The organism is Zoogloea sp. (assembly GCF_041911615.1).
Lineage (GTDB): Bacteria > Pseudomonadota > Gammaproteobacteria > Burkholderiales > Rhodocyclaceae > Zoogloea.
Map to the genome: position 1 here is coordinate 1 of NZ_JAYROR010000106.1, position 17,282 is coordinate 17,282.

The 17,282-nt window shown below is 69.4% G+C and carries 14 protein-coding genes; 11 read left to right on the forward strand and 3 right to left on the reverse strand.

The features are described from left to right. Nucleotides 1–306 (reverse strand): hypothetical protein (locus ACE3P2_RS13590; RefSeq protein WP_374265330.1); only part of this gene is annotated, 306 nt, incomplete at its 3' end. A gap of 92 nt (nucleotides 307–398) precedes the next feature. Further along, nucleotides 399–1,055 carry an HAD family hydrolase gene (locus ACE3P2_RS13595; protein ID WP_374265332.1) on the reverse strand — a complete coding sequence of 219 codons (657 nt, stop codon included), beginning with the start codon at nucleotides 1,053–1,055 and terminating at the stop codon, nucleotides 399–401. 87 nt (nucleotides 1,056–1,142) lie between these two features. On the opposite strand from ACE3P2_RS13595, the gene ACE3P2_RS13600 reads away from it, so the two are divergent. Continuing rightward, nucleotides 1,143–1,931 (forward strand): ThiF family adenylyltransferase, encoded by a 789-nt coding sequence (locus tag ACE3P2_RS13600; protein ID WP_374265334.1) that lies wholly within the window; start codon nucleotides 1,143–1,145, stop codon nucleotides 1,929–1,931. Here ACE3P2_RS13600 and ACE3P2_RS13605 read toward each other — a convergent pair. Continuing rightward, nucleotides 1,906–2,766: a peptidoglycan DD-metalloendopeptidase family protein gene (locus tag ACE3P2_RS13605; RefSeq protein WP_374265336.1), complete on the reverse strand. Its 861-nt coding sequence runs from the start codon at nucleotides 2,764–2,766 to the stop codon at nucleotides 1,906–1,908. The two genes, ACE3P2_RS13600 and ACE3P2_RS13605, sit on opposite strands and share 26 nt — an antisense overlap. A 184-nt stretch (nucleotides 2,767–2,950) precedes the next feature. On the opposite strand from ACE3P2_RS13605, the gene ACE3P2_RS13610 reads away from it, so the two are divergent. The 10 genes from ACE3P2_RS13610 to ACE3P2_RS13655 all read left to right on the forward strand — a co-directional run bounded on the left by ACE3P2_RS13610 (nucleotide 2,951) and on the right by ACE3P2_RS13655 (nucleotide 17,269). Further along, the gene (locus ACE3P2_RS13610) at nucleotides 2,951–3,334 is read left to right on the forward strand and encodes a sirohydrochlorin chelatase (protein ID WP_374265338.1); all 384 of its coding nucleotides are present in this window, start codon (nucleotides 2,951–2,953) and stop codon (nucleotides 3,332–3,334) included. A 24-nt stretch (nucleotides 3,335–3,358) separates the two neighbouring features. After that, nucleotides 3,359–4,201: an ATP-binding protein gene (locus ACE3P2_RS13615; protein WP_374265340.1), complete on the forward strand. Its 843-nt coding sequence runs from the start codon at nucleotides 3,359–3,361 to the stop codon at nucleotides 4,199–4,201. Nucleotides 4,202–4,259: 58 nt separating this feature from the next. After that, a complete protein-coding gene (locus ACE3P2_RS13620) occupies nucleotides 4,260–5,348 on the forward strand; it encodes an efflux RND transporter periplasmic adaptor subunit (RefSeq protein WP_374265342.1) in 1,089 nt (362 codons plus the stop codon). A gap of 3 nt (nucleotides 5,349–5,351) precedes the next feature. Beyond that, on the forward strand, nucleotides 5,352–8,651 hold the full coding sequence (locus tag ACE3P2_RS13625) for an efflux RND transporter permease subunit (RefSeq protein WP_374265344.1): 3,300 nt from the start codon (nucleotides 5,352–5,354) through the stop codon (nucleotides 8,649–8,651). After that, nucleotides 8,648–8,872: a DUF2892 domain-containing protein gene (locus ACE3P2_RS13630; protein ID WP_374265346.1), complete on the forward strand. Its 225-nt coding sequence runs from the start codon at nucleotides 8,648–8,650 to the stop codon at nucleotides 8,870–8,872. The genes ACE3P2_RS13625 and ACE3P2_RS13630 overlap by 4 nt, the downstream gene beginning before the upstream one ends. 69 nt (nucleotides 8,873–8,941) lie before the next feature. After that, nucleotides 8,942–12,346: a PAS domain-containing protein gene (locus ACE3P2_RS13635; RefSeq protein WP_374265347.1), complete on the forward strand. Its 3,405-nt coding sequence runs from the start codon at nucleotides 8,942–8,944 to the stop codon at nucleotides 12,344–12,346. Between the two features lie 2 nt (nucleotides 12,347–12,348). After that, nucleotides 12,349–13,263 carry a response regulator gene (locus ACE3P2_RS13640; protein WP_374265348.1) on the forward strand — a complete coding sequence of 305 codons (915 nt, stop codon included), beginning with the start codon at nucleotides 12,349–12,351 and terminating at the stop codon, nucleotides 13,261–13,263. 106 nt (nucleotides 13,264–13,369) lie between these two features. After that, nucleotides 13,370–14,932 carry a SpoIIE family protein phosphatase gene (locus ACE3P2_RS13645; RefSeq protein ID WP_374265350.1) on the forward strand — a complete coding sequence of 521 codons (1,563 nt, stop codon included), beginning with the start codon at nucleotides 13,370–13,372 and terminating at the stop codon, nucleotides 14,930–14,932. 77 nt (nucleotides 14,933–15,009) lie between these two features. Continuing rightward, complete coding sequence (locus tag ACE3P2_RS13650; protein ID WP_374265352.1) at nucleotides 15,010–15,585, forward strand: ANTAR domain-containing response regulator; 576 nt, start codon at nucleotides 15,010–15,012, stop codon at nucleotides 15,583–15,585. 499 nt (nucleotides 15,586–16,084) lie between these two features. Next, nucleotides 16,085–17,269: a CmpA/NrtA family ABC transporter substrate-binding protein gene (locus ACE3P2_RS13655; protein ID WP_374265354.1), complete on the forward strand. Its 1,185-nt coding sequence runs from the start codon at nucleotides 16,085–16,087 to the stop codon at nucleotides 17,267–17,269. The last annotated feature ends 13 nt before the right edge of the window (nucleotides 17,270–17,282 follow it).

A 17,282-nucleotide genomic window follows, 5' to 3' on the forward strand; every position in this document is an offset into this window, starting at 1 on the left:
CTCGGCGCGCCGGGCCAGCATCGCGGCGCTCATGGCCACTTCGCGGGCGGCGGTGAAGGTGGCGGACGGGGTGACCGGCGCCGCGTAGGCGTGGCTGTCGACGGCTCGGGGCAGCGCCCCGGCGCTGGCGTGGGGGACGTGGCTCTCGGGGACGCTGAGGGTGCGGGTCAGGCCGCTGCTGCGCCCGCCGCCGAAGCGTCCGCGGGCGTCGGCGGGCGGGCAGGCGGCGAGGCCGAGGAGCAGGCCGGCGAGGACGAGGGCGCCGACGGACGCCCCGGACGGGGAGGTGTAGCGGACGGTTTTCATGCGCGGCAACCCGGTCGGCGGGATGCGCCGGGTGTTAAAAAATGCAAACCGCGCGATTCTAGTGAAAACGGGTGGCGAATGCCATGTGATTTTCAGCGTCCGGTGAGCTGCGTCAGCATCGCCGCGGGAGTCGTCGCCGCGTGCCAGTGGGCGGGCATCTCGGCGGCGGCGATGCTGCCGTAGCCCCAGGTGGCGGCGATGAAGGGCAGGCCGTTGGCGTCGGCCGATTCGCCGTCCTCGGCGCGGTCGCCGATGTAGATGGCGCTGTCACGGGGGATGTCGTGGTCAGCCAGCAGGCGTTTGATCATCGCGGCCTTGTCGGGCAGGCGCGGGGTGAACAGGTCGAGCGCGTAGATCTGCTCGAAGTGCCCGAGCCAGCCCAGGTGGTCGAGGATCAGCCGGGTGGGGTGGATGCGCTTGTTGGTGGCGATAGCGAGGCGCAGGCCGGCGTTCTTGAGCCCGGCGAGCATGTCGCCGACGCCCGCGTAGGCCGCTGTGGCCTTGTAGCCTTCGCTGTCGTAGCTGGCCTTGAAACCGTCGGCGAGGCGCGCGATGGTGGCGGGGTCGGTGGTGCCGGCGAGCAGTTGCAGGGTTTCGGTGAGCGGCGGGCCGATGATGCTCTCGTCCACGGCCCGTACCGGGGCGATGCCGCTGCGCGCAAAGGCGTCGCGGAAGCTGGCGAGGATGGCCGGGGCGGAGTCGATGAGGGTGCCGTCGAGGTCGAACAGGATGTGGCGGTAGCGGGGCATGGCGGGGCGCGGGTTGGGAGCGTCGGGCGGGATTATCGCCCGCTCGGGTATATTTGCGCGCTTGTTCCGTTGCCCTGTCCTGCCCCCATGGAAATGTTCGCTGCCGCTGCTCCCGACGATGCCCGCCGTTTCGGCGGCCTGGCCCGACTGTACGGCGAGGCCGGCCGGGCCCGCCTGGGCGCCGCCCATGTCTGCGTGGTGGGGATCGGCGGGGTGGGTTCGTGGGCGGTGGAGGCGCTGGCCCGCAGCGGCGTCGGGCGGCTGACCCTGATCGACCTGGATCACGTGGCCGAGTCGAACATCAACCGGCAGATCCACGCCGGCGATGCGACCCTCGGCCAGGCCAAGGTGGCGGCGATGCGCGAACGGATCGCCGGCTACGCGCCGGCCTGCGCGGTGGCGGAGGTGGACGATTTCGTGACCGTCGATAACTGCGCGGCGCTGCTCGGCGGCGGTTTCGACTACGTGATCGATGCCGTCGACGCGGTGCGCGTGAAGGTGGCGATGATCGCCTTCTGCCGCCAGGCCGGCGTGCCGGTGGTGACCTGCGGCGCGGCCGGCGGGCAGATCGACCCGACGCAGATCCGCGTGGACGATCTGTCGCGCACGATTCAGGACCCGCTGCTCGCCAAGGTGCGCGGGCAGCTGCGCAAGGCCCACGGTTTCACCCGCGACGCGAAGAAGAGGTTCGGCGTCGAGGCGGTGTTCTCGACCGAGCCGCTGCGCTACCCGACCTCTGAGACGGCCTGCGAGTTGCCCGCCGGCGGGCCGGCCGGTCTCAATTGTGCCGGCTTCGGCTCGATCGTCACGGTGACGGCCTGCGTGGGGATGTTTGCCGCGGCGCGGGTGCTCAACGCGCTGGCGGCGGGGCGATGAACAGGGCCGGATCGACCGCCGCGCCGTTGAGATAGACGCTCCAGTGCAGGTGCGGTCCGGTGGCGCGGCCGCTGCTGCCGGAGCGGGCGATCACCTCGCCGCGGCGCACCGCCTGGCCGGGCGACACGCCCGCGTCACTGAGGTGGCAGACCATGCTGACGAAGCCCTGCCCGTGATCCACGAACACCGTCTTGCCGTTGAAGTAGAGGTCGTCCACCAGGGTCACCACGCCATCGGCGGGGGCACGGATCGGGGTGCCGGCGGGGACCGCCACGTCGAGCCCGGTGTGGGGCGCGCGGGGCTCGCCGTTGAAGACGCGGCGCAGCCCGAAGCGGCTCGACAGGCGCCCCTCGGCGGGCAGGTCGAGGTCGGCGCGGGCCACCGGCACGTCGCGGAAGCGGCTGCGGATGTCGATCTGGCGGGCGCGCTCGGCGTCGATGCGCGCGAGGTCGGCCGGATCGGGGGTGACCATTTTGGGGTTCTTGATCGTAAGCTTCTGCACCGGGTAGGCCTTGGGGCCGACCGCGAAAGGCAGCGGCCGGCTGTCGCCGTCGGGGCCGACGTCGATCTGGCGATCGCCGACCGGCGTGTCGAGGGGTAGGCCGACCAGCGCGAACCAGCCGTTGCGACGTTGCTGCAGCAGCACCGGGCGTCCGTCGAAGCGGACCTGGGGGCGTGGCGCTTCGGCATTGGCGACGCGGATCTCGGCGACGCCGCCGGGAACCGCTTCGGGCGCAAAATGGGCGTGGGCAGCGGGTGAATGGAGTGCCGCGAAAACGGCGATTCCTATAACTTTAGTGATGAAGTGCTTTTTCGGAGGGACTATGTCACACATGGCTGCAGGAAGTCGGGAGCGGGCGTGAATTTGAGCATGAATCCGGCTTTTCACGGTTTAACATCTTGTAAAGACTGATCTAGTGGCTGCAAGGGCGATGTCGCCCTCGTGGGTTTTGCAGGTGCTGAAAGGTCGAAAATTCGCCTCGCATGACGCGATTATGCGAAGCGGCAGGGAGCTCTGAATGAAGCACGAAGCAATCGTTCTGTTTGCCCACGGCGCGCGCGATCCGAACTGGGCGCTGCCGGCCCGGCGGGTGGTCGCCGAGGTGCAGAAACTGCGTCCGGAGGCGTCGGTGAGCCTCGCCTTTCTCGAGCTGATGAGCCCGAGCCTGGTCGAGGCTGTCGACGCCGCGGCGGCGGCCGGCGCCACGACGCTGCGCATCGTGCCGCTGTTCCTGGCCCAGAGCGGGCACCTGCAGCGCGACGTGCCGGCGCTGCTCGACGCGGCTCGGGCGCGGCATCCGGGATGCCAGATCGACCTGGCGACGGCCGTCGGCGAGGACGCCGGTGTCGTGGCGGCGATGGCGGTTTATGCGGCGGGGGGCGGACGCCCCGCGCCGGGTTAGTGGATAGGGGAGGTCGGGGTTTAGATGGCTTGTCGCATCTGGCTGGTGGGGAACGATTCCCAGTTGGCGGAGCAGCTCGAGGCTTGGCTCGCGCCGGCCGGTTATGACTGTGAACGCCTCGGCACCGCCGAGGCCGGCGCCCGTCTGGCGGCCGGTCGGACCGAAGCGCAGCGGGTGGTCGTCGATGCGGGTTCCGACGGCGGCGTGCTCGAGCTGCTCAAACCGTTCAAGGACGCCGGCCTGCCGGTCACGATGCTGCTCGAGGCCGAGGATCTGCTGGCGGTGGAGACCGGGCTGTATGCCGGCGTGTCGGGTTTTCTCGTCAAACCCTGCGAGCCGCGGGCACTGCTGGCGGCGCTGGCGCTGCCCGGCGGCACGGTCAATGCGCCGGCGGGCGGACATTTTCCGTTTCGCACCCTCGAGGACGTGACCGGGCTGTCGCAGCTCGTGGCGGGGCTGTGCCCCGAGGCGGAGATGGTGCAGATCGCGCTCTCCGAACTGATGCTCAACGCCGTCGAACACGGCAACCTGGGCCTGGGATTCGTGCGCAAGGGTGAGTTGATGAGTTGTGGCGCCTGGCGCAACGAGGTCGAGCGCCTGCTCGATCTGCCCGAGCACCTCGACCGTTTTGCCTACCTGCGGGTCGAATGCCGGCCGCGGGAGGTGCGTTTCCTGATCCGCGACCAGGGCAGCGGCTTCGATCCGCAGCCCTACCTGCAGCTCAACCCGAACCGCTCGGTGGAGCCCCACGGGCGCGGCATCGCGATTGCCCGCATCCTGGCCTTTCCGGAGCTGGTTTTCCTCGATGGGGGGCGCTGCGTGGAGGGCGTGGTGCGACGTTTCGCCGCGCTCGACCTGGCCGCCTGAGTCCGCGCGGAGCCCCCTGACGGGCGCCGGCCCGTCAGCTTGACGGAACATAATATAAGTGTATTCTTATATTATGTTCCGATACGCCCGACACGCCCTTTCACGCGCCGCCCTGTCATCCTGCCTGCTGGCGGGACTGGCCGGCGCGTCGCTTGCCGCCCCGACCGCCGACGCGCCGGGCGCCGCCATTCCCACCGTCCGCATCGCGCCCCAGGCACGTGCCCAAACATACGCCAGCGAAGCCACGATCGAAGCGATCCGTCAGGCCACGGTGGCCGCCCAGGTGCAGGGGCGGGTGCTCGAGGCGCGGGTGGATGCCGGCGCCCGGGTGCGTCGGGGCGACGTGCTGATGCGCATCGATACCCGCGAGGCCGATCAGGCCGTGGCCGGCACCACCGCCGGTGTGGCGGCGGCCCAGGCGCGGTTGGTCGAGGCGCGCGCCAGCCTGGAGCGGGCGCGCAGTCTGCGGGCCCGCAATTTCCTCAGCGCCGCGGCGGTCGACCAGGCCCAGGCTGCCTTCGATGCCGCCGCCGCCCAGCACAAGGCCGCGGAAGCCGGGCGCGCCCAGGCGGACGCGGCGCGCGGGTTCGCCACCGTGACCGCGCCGATGGACGGGATCGTCGCCCAGCGTCTCACCGAGGCCGGCGAAATGGCCCAGCCCGGCCGCCCGCTATACGCCCTCTACGCGCCGGGTGGCCTGCGCGCGGTGGCCGACGTGCCCCAGTCGAAGCTGGCCGAGCTGGGCAAGGCCGGCCTGAAGGCGAAGGTGGAATTCCCTGAAAGTGGCCGCTGGCTCGACGCCGCGGCGGTGGTCGTGCTGCCGTCGGCCGATCCGCGCACCCACACCGCGCGGGTGCGGGTGAGCCTGCCCGACGACGCGCCCGGCGTGGTGCCGGGCATGGCGGCGCGGGTGCATTTCGTGGTTGGCGAGGCGCCGCGCCTGGCCGTGCCGGCGGGCGCGATCCTGCGCCGGGGCGAGCTGACCGGCGTCTATGTGGCCGACGACCAAGGCGGCTTTAGCCTGCGCCAGCTGCGCATCGGCAGCCCGCTCGCCGACGGCAGCGTGGAGGTGCTGGCGGGGCTGGCGGGCGGCGAGCGGGTGGCGCTCGACCCGGTACGCGCCGGGCTCCTCCGTCAGGCGCGCTGAGCCATGGACAACGCCGCTCCGATGGGTATCGCCGGCCGCACGGCGGCCTTGTTCCAGCGCAACGCGCTGACGCCCCTGCTGGCTCTGGTGCTGATGCTGCTGGGGGTGTTCGCCGCCGTCATCACCCCGAAGGAAGAAGAGCCGCAGATCGACGTGACGATGGCCGATGTGATGGTCGCCTTTCCCGGCGCCTCGGCCAAGGATGTGGAGGCGCTGGTGGCGCGGCCGGCCGAGCAGGTGCTCTCGCGCATCGCCGGGATGGACCACGTGTATTCGGTGTCGCGGCCGGGCATGGCGATCGTCACCGTGCAGTTCAAGGTGGGCGTCAAGAACCAGGACGCCATCGTGCGTCTGTACGACACCATCCACAGCCATCGGGACTGGATCTCGCCGGAGCTGGGCGTGATGGAGCCGGTCATCAAGCCGAAGGGCATCGACGACGTGCCGATCGTGGCGCTCACGTTGTGGACCGGCGATCCGGCCCGTTCGGCCTTCGAGCTGCAGCAGGTGGGCCGCGCGGCGGAGGTGGAGCTCAAGCGGGTGAAGGGGACCCGCGACGTGAGCACCATCGGCGGGCCGGGGCATGTGCTGCGGGTGCTCATGGACGCCGACCGGATGAACGCCTACGGTCTGACTCCGCAGGATCTCAAGGGCGCCTTGCTGCTCGCCAACGCTTCGCAGCCCAGTGGCACGCTCATCGATCGCAACCAGGAGGTGCTGGTGCAGACCGGCACCTACATCGAGCGCGCCGACGACGTGCGCCGGCTGGTGGTGGGCGTTTCGGGCGGCAAGCCCGTGACGATGGCCGACGTGGCCACTGTGGTGGATGGGCCGGACCAGCCCTCGCGCTACGTGTGGCACGGCGTGGGCAAGGGCTGGAGCGGGCGCTTCGATGTGGGCAACCCCGCCGGATATACGCCCGAAGGGCGCTTCCCGGCAGTCACCCTGTCGATCTCCAAGAAGCCCGGCGAGAACGCCGCCGACGTGGCCGACGGCGTGATCCGCCGTATCGCCCAGCTCAAGGGCAGCGTGGTGCCCGACGGCGTCGAGGTGACGGTGACCCGCAACTACGGCCAGACGGCCACCGAGAAGGCCGACAAGCTGATCGGCAAGCTGGTGTTCGCCACCTCGGCGGTGGTGCTGCTGGTGTTCTTCGCGCTGGGCAAGCGCGAGGCGGTGATCGTAGGTGCGGCGGTGACGCTGACCCTGGCGGCGACGTTGTTCGCCTCGTGGGCGTGGGGCTTCACCCTCAACCGGGTGTCGCTGTTCGCGCTGATCTTCTCGATCGGCATTCTGGTGGACGACGCCATCGTGGTGGTCGAGAACATCCACCGCTGGCACACCCTGGAGCCGGACAAGCCGCTGTGGCAGCTGATTCCCAAGGCCGTGGACGAGGTGGGCGGGCCGACCATCCTGGCCACCTTCACGGTGATTGCGGCGCTGTTGCCGATGGCCTTCGTCTCCGGCCTGATGGGGCCGTACATGAGCCCGATCCCGATCAATTCGTCGATGGGCATGTTCATCTCGCTGGCGGTGGCTTTCGTGGTGACCCCGTGGCTGGCGGGCAAGCTGATGAAGGGCGCGCCCCACGGCGGCGGTGCCGAGGGGAAGGCGCCGGACAAGCTGACCGGGCGTCTCGAGGCCCTGTTCCGCCGCGTCATGACGCCGCTGCTCGACCCGGTGTCGGGTGGACGGGCGCGGATGAAGCTGTGGTTCGGCGTGCTGCTGGCGATTGCGCTGTCGGTGTCGCTGGCGGTGGTGCAGCTGGTGGTGCTCAAGATGCTGCCCTTCGACAACAAGAGCGAGTTTCAGGTGGTGCTCGACATGCCGGTGGGCACGCCGGTCGAAACCACCGCCGAGGTGCTGCGCGAGATCGGCGACACCCTGGCCCAGGTGCCCGAGGTGACCGATTTCCAGACCTACGCCGGTACCGCCGCGCCGATCAACTTCAACGGTCTGGTGCGCCAGTATTACCTGCGCGCCTTGCCCGAGATGGGTGACATCCAGGTCAACCTGGTGGACAAGCACCACCGCAGCCGCAAGAGCCACGAGATCGCGGTCTCGGTGCGCGACGCGGTGGCGGCCATCGCCGCCCGCCACGGCGGCAACGCCAAGGTCGTTGAGGTGCCGCCGGGGCCGCCGGTGTTGTCGCCGATCGTCGCCGAGGTGTACGGGCCGGATTACGCGGGCCAGGTGGCGGTCGCGGGGCAGCTGCGCAAGGTCTTCGAGGCCACGCCGGACATCGTCGGCGTGGACGACACCGTGGACGAGGCGGCGCCCAAGCTGGTGCTGCGGGTCAACCAGGCCAAGGCCGCGCGCCTCGGCGTCGCCCAGGCCGACATCGTCGAGGTGGTGCGCCTCGGCCTCGGTGGCGAGAACGTGACGCCGGTGCACGGCGGCGACAACAAGTACGAGATTCCGGTGCGCCTCACCCTGCCGCCCGAGCGCCTGGCGACGGTCGATCAGATCCTCCGCATGAAGGTCCGGGCGCGTCTGGCCGAGGCCGGCGGGGCGCTGGTGCCGGTGTCGGAGCTGGTCGAGGTGCAGTCCACCCGCCGCGAGCAGGTGATCTACCACAAGGATCTGCTGCCGGTGGTGTACGTGACCGGCGACATGGGGGGCAAGCTCGATTCGCCGCTGTACGGCATGTTCGACATCCGCGGCAAGGTCAAGGACCTGCCGCTGGTGGGCGAAGGCCTGGCCGGTGTGCTCGACGAATGGTTCATCCATCCGCCCGACGACCCCTATGCCGCCTACGCCATCAAGTGGGACGGCGAATGGCAGATCACCTACGAGACCTTCCGCGACATGGGCGCCGCCTACGCGGTGGGGCTGGTGCTGATTTACGTGCTGGTGGTGGCGCAGTTCCGCAGTTATCTGGTGCCGCTCATCATCATGGCGCCGATCCCGCTCACCCTCATCGGGGTGATGCCGGGCCACGCGCTGCTGGGCAGCCAGTTCACCGCCACCAGCATGATCGGGATGATCGCGCTGGCGGGCATCATCGTTCGCAATTCGATCCTGCTGGTGGATTTCATCGACCAGCAGGTGGCGGCGGGCACCGCGCTGGCCGAGGCGACGATCCACGCCGCCGCGGTGCGCGCCAAGCCCATCGGCCTCACCGGGCTCGCGGCGATGATCGGTGCGCTGTTCATCCTCGACGACCCGATCTTCAACGGACTGGCGATCAGCCTGGTGTTCGGCGTGCTGGTGTCTACCCTGCTGACCCTGGTTGTCATCCCCGTCCTGTATTACGCGGCCACCCACAAGCGGCGGCCCGCAACCGCAGGAGAAACCCCATGAGCCTTACCGTCAACCAATTCGTCCGCATCTTCGCCGGCGCCTTCGTGCTGGTGTCGCTGGCGCTCGGGGTCGAGGGCAGCCCGCTGTTCGTGAGCGAAAAATGGCTGTGGTTCACCGCTTTCGTGGGGGCGAACCTGTTCCAGAGCGGCTTCACCCGCTTCTGTCCGCTGGAGACGATCCTGCGCCGTGCCGGCGTGCGGGACGACGCCGGCTGTCGCTGAACGTGGCCGGGGCTGCCGGCGTAACGCGACACCTCAAGCTTTGTGGCGCGGGGCCGTTCACTGGCCCCAATGAGCCCGAGTTCCGTCCTCCTCCTGAAAAATCGTCGGGCCCTGCGCGTCCGCGGCGATTTTCCGGACGTCCAGGGACGCTGGTTTTTCATCGCCTTCGCGCTGGGCGTGCTGCTCACGGCCGTGGCCTGGGCGCAATTGCGCAACCATGAGCGCGAACTCGAGCAGGCCCGTGGCGAGGCGGCGGCCGACCGGCTGCAGCACCAGCTTGCCGAGCGCTTCGGCAAGATCGATTTCATCCTGCGCGGGGTGGCGGGCCTGTTCTCGGCGCAGAACATCGTCGAGAAACGCGAATTCGAAGTTTACGTTGCCGGCTTGAAGCCCACCGAGGCGCTGCCCGAAGTGGTGGCGATCGGCTTCGCCCGGCGCGTCGAGGTGGCGCGGGCGTCGGCCATCGAGGCGATCCTGTCGGCCTCCTACGAACGCGACGTGCGGATTCTGCCGGCGCCCGACCCGGAACGGGCGGCCTTTGCGTTTCCGGTGGTGTACCTGTGGCCCCAGGCCGCCCAGATCTCCGGCGCCATCGGTTACGACGGCTACGCCGAACCCGTGCGACGCCGCGCGATCAACGCGGCCCTGCTGTCGGGCGGCACCGCGATGACCGCGCCGATCGCCATGCAGGCCCTCGGGGCGACCCAGCGCGGCGCGGCCGTGCTGGTCTATCGGGTCGCCCGGTCGGTGGACGATTACAACCCGGAGGGGGGCGACGAAGGGCTGATCGCCCTCGGGCTCGACGTGGCGCACCTGTTCGACAGCGTCGCGACGGTGGCGGGGCCGGGCTATGGCGTGGTGGTCGAGGACGTCTCCGGGGCGCAGCCACTGATGCTGTTCGGCGCCGAGGTGGCCGAGACGCGACCGGATTTCGCGGTGGTACGGGATCTGCCGTTCGGCGGCCAGACCTGGCGCCTGTCGCTGGTGGCGCCGGCGGGCGACGAGATGCCGAGACCGTCGACCGTCGCCGCGCTGGGCGGCACGGCGGCCAGCGGGCTGGTCGCCTTTCTGCTGGCCAGCCTGTCGGGTCAGCAGCGGCGCGCCCAGCGGCTCGCCGAGGCGATGACCCGCGAGTACCGTTTGAGCGAGAAGCGCTTCGAGCTGGCCGTGTCGGCCACCGAGGAGGGGATCTGGGAGTGGCAGGTCGGGCGGGGCCGGCTCTTTCTGTCTCCCCGCTGCGACAGCCTGCTCGGCTACCCCGAAGGGGCGCTGCCGCGCACTACCCGCGGCATCCTGCGGCATCTGACGGTGCCGGCCCGGCGCGAACTGCTGCAGGCCCTGCGCGGCCATCTCGCCGGCCGGGGTGGGTTCGACTGCGTGGTGCCGATCCGGCGCATCGACGGCAGCGTCGGCTGGTTCCACCTGGCCGGCAGGACCGAGTTCGACGCCGCCGGTCGCCCGTTGCGGACCGCCGGCGCGGCAGCCGACGTGACCGGCCTGCGGCGGGCCCGGCAGGAGGTCTTCGACTCCCACGCCCGGCTCGACGCGCTGTATCGCAACGCCTCGCTGGGCATGGCCCTGCTGGACGGCAAGGGCCAGTACCTGCAAGCCAATGCCGAGTTCTGCCGGATCGTCGGCTACACCGAGCGCGAGCTGTGCGACGGTGCGCCGCCGCCGCTCACCCCACCGGAGTACGCCACCCGCGACGCCAAGGCGGCCGTCGAGGCCTGTCTGGGTACCCGGGCCGAGGCTTACGAGAAGGAGTTCCTGCGCAAGGACGGCGAGCGGGTGCCGGTGCTCGTCACCACCACCGCGGTGGGCGGCAGCGACGGCGCGCATCGGTGGGTGGTGGCGGAGGATGTCACCGTCCGCAAGCAGGCGCAGCGCGCCATCCAGGAGGCCAACGCCACCAACGAATCGCTGATCGCCGCCATGCCGGACATGCTGTTCCAGCTCGACGGCGAACTGCGGGTCGTCCGCCACCATGCCGAAGCCGTCGACCTGGCGATGCCGCCGGAGGACTTTCTCGGCAAGCGCCTCGACGAGGTGTTGTCGCCGGGGCTGGCCGCGTCGTTCTGCAACGCGGCGATGGCGGCGGCGCGCACCGGCCAACTCCAACGCCTTGAATACACCTCGCGGCGCGGCGGGCGACGGCGCCACTTCGAGGCGCGCCTGCGTGCCGTGCGCACCGGCGGCACGCTGCTGGTGATCCGCGATACCACCGAGCAGAAGGACACCGAGCTGGCCCTGCGCGAGAGCGAGGCGCGCTGGCAGTTTGCCCTCGACGGCGCCGGCGACGGGGTCTGGGACTGGAGCATCGCCGAGCAGCGGGTGTTTCGCTCCGACCGCTGCAACACGATGCTCGGCTACGGCCCGGGCGTGCGCGCGGAGCGGGGCGACGACTGGACCGACTACGTGCATCCGGACGATTTGCCGGCGCTGCTCGCGGCGCGCCGCGCCCACCTGCGCGGCGAGGCACCGATGTTCGCCTGCGAGGCCCGGCTGCGCTGCGGTGACGGGCGCTACAAGTGGATTCTGGTGCGCGGTCTGGTCGTCCAGCGCGACGAGGATGGTCGTGCGCTGCGGATGATCGGCACCCATTCGGACATCGACGATGCCAAGGCGCGGGAAGCGCAGATCCTCGACCACAACCTCAACCTCGCCAGCCTGGTGGCCGAGCGCACCAAGGATCTGCTCGCCGCCAAGGAGGCGGCCGAAGCCGCCAACGCCGCCAAGTCGGCCTTTCTCGCCAACATGTCCCACGAGCTCCGTACGCCGATGCACGGCATTCTCAGCTACGCCCGGCTGGGCGAGACGCGGGTGACGTCGGCCGGCCACGAGAAGCTGCGCGGCTACTATCACCGCATCCGCCTGAGCGGCGAGCGGATGCTGCTGCTGGTGAACGATCTGCTCGACCTGTCCAAGCTCGAGGCCGGCCAGATGATCCTGCAGCGCGTGCCGACCTGCCTCGTGCAACTGGTGCGCGAGGTGATCGGCGAGTTCGATCTGATGCTGCAGGCTCGGCACCAACGCATCGATCTGGTGGTCGAAGCGCCCATGCCGGCCTGCGCGTGCGACGGCGCGCGCGTCGGGCAGGTGGTGCGAAACCTGCTGTCCAACGCGGTCAAGTTCACCCCGGACGGCCGTGCCATCCGGGTGAGCCTCGGCACCACCCGGATGTCCGACGGCACCGCGGCGCTGCGCATGAGCGTGTCCGACGAGGGTGTCGGGATTCCGGCCGGCGAGCTCGAGTCGGTTTTCGACAAGTTCGTCCAGAGTTCCCGCACGCGGACCGGCGCGGGCGGGACCGGGCTGGGGCTGTCGATCTGTCGCGAGATCGTCGCGGCCCACCACGGCCGCATCATGGCCTGCAACAACGCCGCCGGCGGGGCGGAATTTATCGTCGAATTGCCATTGGGCGATGCGCCGGCGCTGCAGCTGCCGGCCCCGGTGGCGCAGGGAGAACACGGATGAGCATGGCAAGAATCTTGGTCGTCGATGACGAGCCGTTCAATCTCGACATCGTGGCCGAATACCTGGACGAGATGGACTTCGACCTGGAAATGGTCGAATCCGGCGAGGCCGCCTGGGCGGCCCTGACCCGCCCCGACTCGGCCTTCGATCTCGTCCTGCTCGACCGCATGATGCCCGGCATGGACGGCATCATGCTGCTCAAGCAGATGAAGGCCGATCCGCGCCTGCAGTCGATCCCGGTCATCATGCAGACCGCCGCCACGTCGCCCGAACAGGTGCGCGAGGGGCTGGCCGCCGGCGCCTTCTACTACCTCACCAAGCCCTTCGAGGGCGAGGCGCTGCAGACCATCATCCGCTCGGCCCTCGACGACATGCGGACCCGCCAGGAGCTGTCCGCCAACCTGGCCGACCACACCCATGCGCTGGCCTGCCTGCGCGAAGGCGAGTTCGTGATCCGCACCCTGGCCGAGGCCCGTCGGCTGGCCACCTTCGTCGCACTGCTCGGCCAGCAGCCCGAGACGTTGGCGATGGGCCTCTCGGAACTGCTGGTGAACGGCGTCGAGCACGGCAACCTGGGCATCGACTTCGCCGAGAAGAGCCGCCTGCGCGAAGCCGATTGCTGGGAGAGCGAAATCCAGCGGCGCCTGGCGCTGCCCGAATACCGCGACAAGGCGGTGCGCCTGCGGGTGCATCGCGATGCGACGCGCTGGATCTTCGAAATCCGCGACGACGGGCCCGGTTTCGACTGGCGCCGCTTCCTCGACTTCGATCCTGAGCGAGCCTTCGCGCCCAACGGCCGGGGGATCGCCCTGTCGCGTCAGCTGTCGTTTTCGAGCCTGACCTACATTCCGCCCGGCAACACCGTCGTGGTGACCGTGCCGCTGCGCGAGGCGGGCGACGCGGAGGATGTCCTGTGATCCGCCGGGCCGCCCGGCCAGTTGCCGCCATGCCCGCGGGCGCGGTGCCGATCGAATCCACGGGGGGTGGCTGCGGTCGCCGTCCGGCCACGCCAGAGAGTCACTAATGGCCGATAACGCACTCCGGGTGCTCGTCGCCGACGACATCGCATCCAACCGGACCATCGTGGGCGCCTTCCTGTCCCACCTGAACTGCACGCCGATCTACGCCGTGGACGGCGTCGAGGCGGTCGAACTGTTCCGCCTCGAATCGCCCGACGTCGTGCTGATGGACCTCATGATGCCGCGCATGGACGGCTTCGAGGCCATCAAGCAGATCCGCGCGATGGCCGACGACCATTGGGTCCCGATCATCATCCTGTCGGCCCTGTCGGGCGAGGGCGACGTCGTGCATGGCCTCGAGATCGGTGCCGACGACTACCTGGCCAAGCCGCTGTCGTTTCCGGTGTTCGCCGCCCGCTTCAAGGCGCTGCGTCGGCTGCTGGACATGCAGCGCCGCCTCTCGGGATCGCTGGAGCAGGTCCGGGCGGTGGCCAACGGCGTCATCGACGGCATCATCTCCGCCGACGAGCACGGCACCATCCTCTCGGTCAATCGCTCGGCCACCAAGATCTTCGGCTACTCGGCCAACGAGATGGTCGGCCAGAACCTGCGCCTGCTGATGCCGCCGCCCTATCGCGACGGCCACGACGATTACCTGGCCCGTTACCTCGCCACCGGCGAGAAGCATCTCATCGGACAGATCCGCGAACTGCCCGGGGTGCGCAAGGACGGCAGCGAGTTTCCCCTCGAACTGGGCGTCTCGGACATCGCGCTGCCCAACCGGCGGATGTTCATCGGCGTGGTGCGGGACGTGTCCGAGCAGCGCCGCATCCAGCGCCAGCTCGCCGAGGATGCAGCACGCCTGCAGCGCTACCACGACGAGTCGGAGCGCGAGCAGGAGCTCGCGATGGCGATCATGGAGCGCCAGGTGCGCAGCGACTGGTTGCGCGACAGTGCCGTGCAGTACGCGGTGATGCCGGCGCGCAACTTCTCGGGCGACGTGGTGTCGGTGGCGCGCTCGCCCCAGGGCGCCCTCTACGCGATGCTGGCCGACGCCACCGGTCACGGGCTCGCGGCGGCGGTCAGCGTGCTGCCGGCCCTCGGCGCCTTCTACCGGGGCGCGGCGGGCAATCAGTCGCTCACGGTGCTGGTGAACGAACTCAACGGCCTCCTGTGCGGCTTGCTGCCGCGCGGCCGTTTCGTGGCGGCGGCCCTGGTGCGCCTCGACGATGCCAGCCGCCGGGGCCAGATCTGGGTGGGCGGGGTGCCCGACGTGCTGCAGGTGGACGACAGCGGGCGGGTGATCCAGCGCTTCGTGTCGCGCCAGCTGCCGCTCGGCATCCTGCCGTCGGCCGAGGCCGGCATCAGCCACGACGAGTTCGGCTGGAACGAGGCGTCGCAGATCGTGCTGTGCTCCGACGGCCTCACCGAGGCGGAGAGCGCCGGCGGCGAAGCCTTCGGAATGCGCGGGCTGGAAGCGGCGCTGCAGAGCACGCCGCGCGATGCTCGCGTCAGCGGACTGCGCCAGGCCCTCACCCGACACCTCGGTCGCCAGGCGGCGGGTGACGACGTGTCGGTGCTGATCCTCGACTGCCGGCTGGACGGCACGACCGGCGTCGCCCGATAGCGCGGCGGGGTGGGCGATCGCCAAAACTGGCGTGCTTCCTGCTTGAATGGCTGCAACACCACTCCTTCCGTGCTGCCATGCTGCAAGTCCTGGTCGTCGATTCTTCCCGCGAGCGCGCCGCCGACGTCTGCGCGGCCCTGGCCCTGGCGGGCCACCGGGTCACCGCGGTGCTGTCCAGCGCCCTCGACCTGTCGGACCAGGTGCTCGCCACCCGGCCCGACGTGATCTTCATCCAGGCCGATTCGCCCAGCCGCGACACCCTCGAACACCTGGCAATCATGAATCGCGACTGTCCGCGGCCGGTGCTGCTGTTCTCGCAGGATACCGACTCGGCGATGATCCGCCGCGCCGTGAAGGCCGGCGTGTCCTCGTATGTCGTTGATTCCGTTACGCCCGAGCGGCTCGATGCGCTGGTCGAGGTGGCCCTCGCGCAGTTCGAGGCCTTCCAGCACCTGCGTGCCGAACGGGACGACGCCACCCGTCGCCTCTCCGAGCGGATCACCATCGACCGGGCCAAGGGGCTGCTGATGAAGGCGCGCAACCTCGACGAGGACGCCGCCTACCATTCGCTGCGCAAGCTGGCGATGGAGCGCGGGCGCAAGCTGGCCGACGTGGCCCAGGACGTCATCGACATGGCGAACCTGCTGCTGTGAGATAAGCCGAAAAGGGTAGTCGCCTGCCACGGCAGGCATCGAAGCGGGGCGGCGCGCGCGACGGCGTGTCCGCCCCGCGGCCGTCTACCCGGCCTGTTTCAGCCGTTTCCCGGGCGGGGGCGCGGGGGTGTGATCCGCGGTGGTGCGAATCGTGCGGGTGTTGCACTGCAACAGTGCGCCTGGCGAGGCACTCTGCCCTACCCAAAAGGGGGTAGAAAAAATCGGTTTTTGATTTTCTTGTTTCAAATCAATTTGATGCTTCCGTTGGCACGCTCTTCGCTAAGCAAGGAGTGAGTCGGACCAACGGCGGCCCGGCTTGATCAGGCGATCTCACTTGGGCAAGGGCGTCCATCTCCCGCAGGGTTGTCGCGGGTGGTGCGACGCCCGCTTTTTTTGGATGACTGGACTTCTGGATCAGGGGCGAGCGATGAGCAAGCAATTCGACGAAACGTGTCTTTCCCGCCGCGGCTTTCTGAGGGCCGGTGCGGGCCTTGGAGGGATGGCTGCGATGGGAACGATCCTGCCGGCGGGCGGCGTGTGGGCTGCGGGCTCCGACAAGCCGGAACTGGAAGAAGTGAAGATCGGCTTCATCCCGCTGACCGACTGCTCGTCGGTGGTGATGGCCGCGGTGATGGGTTTCGACAAGAAATACGGCATCAAGATCACCCCCAGCAAGGAAGCCTCGTGGGCCGGTGTGCGCGACAAGCTCGCCAACGGCGAGCTCCACGCCGCCCACGTGCTGTACGGCCTGGTGTACGGCCTGCACCTGGGTATCGGCGGCCCCAAGAAGGACATGGCGGTGCTGATGACGCTCAACAACAACGGCCAGGCCATCACCCTCTCGAACGCGCTACGCGACAAGGGCGCGGTGGACGGCGCGTCGCTGGCCAAGGTGATCGCGAAGAAGGAGAAGGATTACACCTTCGCCCAGACCTTTCCCACCGGCACCCACGCCATGTGGCTCTACTACTGGCTGGCCGCCCACGGCATCGACCCGTTCCGGGACGTCAAGAACATCGTCGTGCCGCCGCCGCAGATGGTGGCCAACATGCGCGTGGGCAACATGGACGGCTACTGCGTGGGCGAGCCGTGGAACCAGCGGGCGATCGTCGACAAGATCGGCTTCACCGCGGTGACCACCCAGGACATCTGGCCCGATCACCCCGAGAAGGTGCTCGGCACCACCGCCGAGTTTGCCGCCAGGTATCCCAACACCGCCCGGGCGATGATCTGCGCGATCCTCGAAGCGTCCCGCTGGATCGACGCCAGCGCCGCCAACCGCGCCAAGACCGCCGAGACCGTGGCCGCCAAGAGCTACGTGAATACCGACGTGGAGGTGATCCGCAGCCGGATGATCGGCCAGTACGAGAACGGCCTGGGCAAGAGCTGGTCCGAGAAAAACTACATGAAGTTCTTCAACGACGGGGCGGTGAACTACCCCTACCTGTCCGACGGGATGTGGTTCCTCACCCAGCACCGTCGCTGGGGGCTGCTCAAGCAGGACGTGGATTACCTGGCGGTGGCCAGGGCCATCAACCAGACCGAGCTCTACAAGCATGCCGCCGCGCAGGTGGGCGTGGCGGTGCCGAAGTCGGATTTCCGCAGCTCGAAGCTGATCGACGGTGTGCTCTGGGACGGCAAGGAGCCGAAGAAATACGCCGCCGGTTTCAAGATCCACGCCTGAGCACCCGACCGAC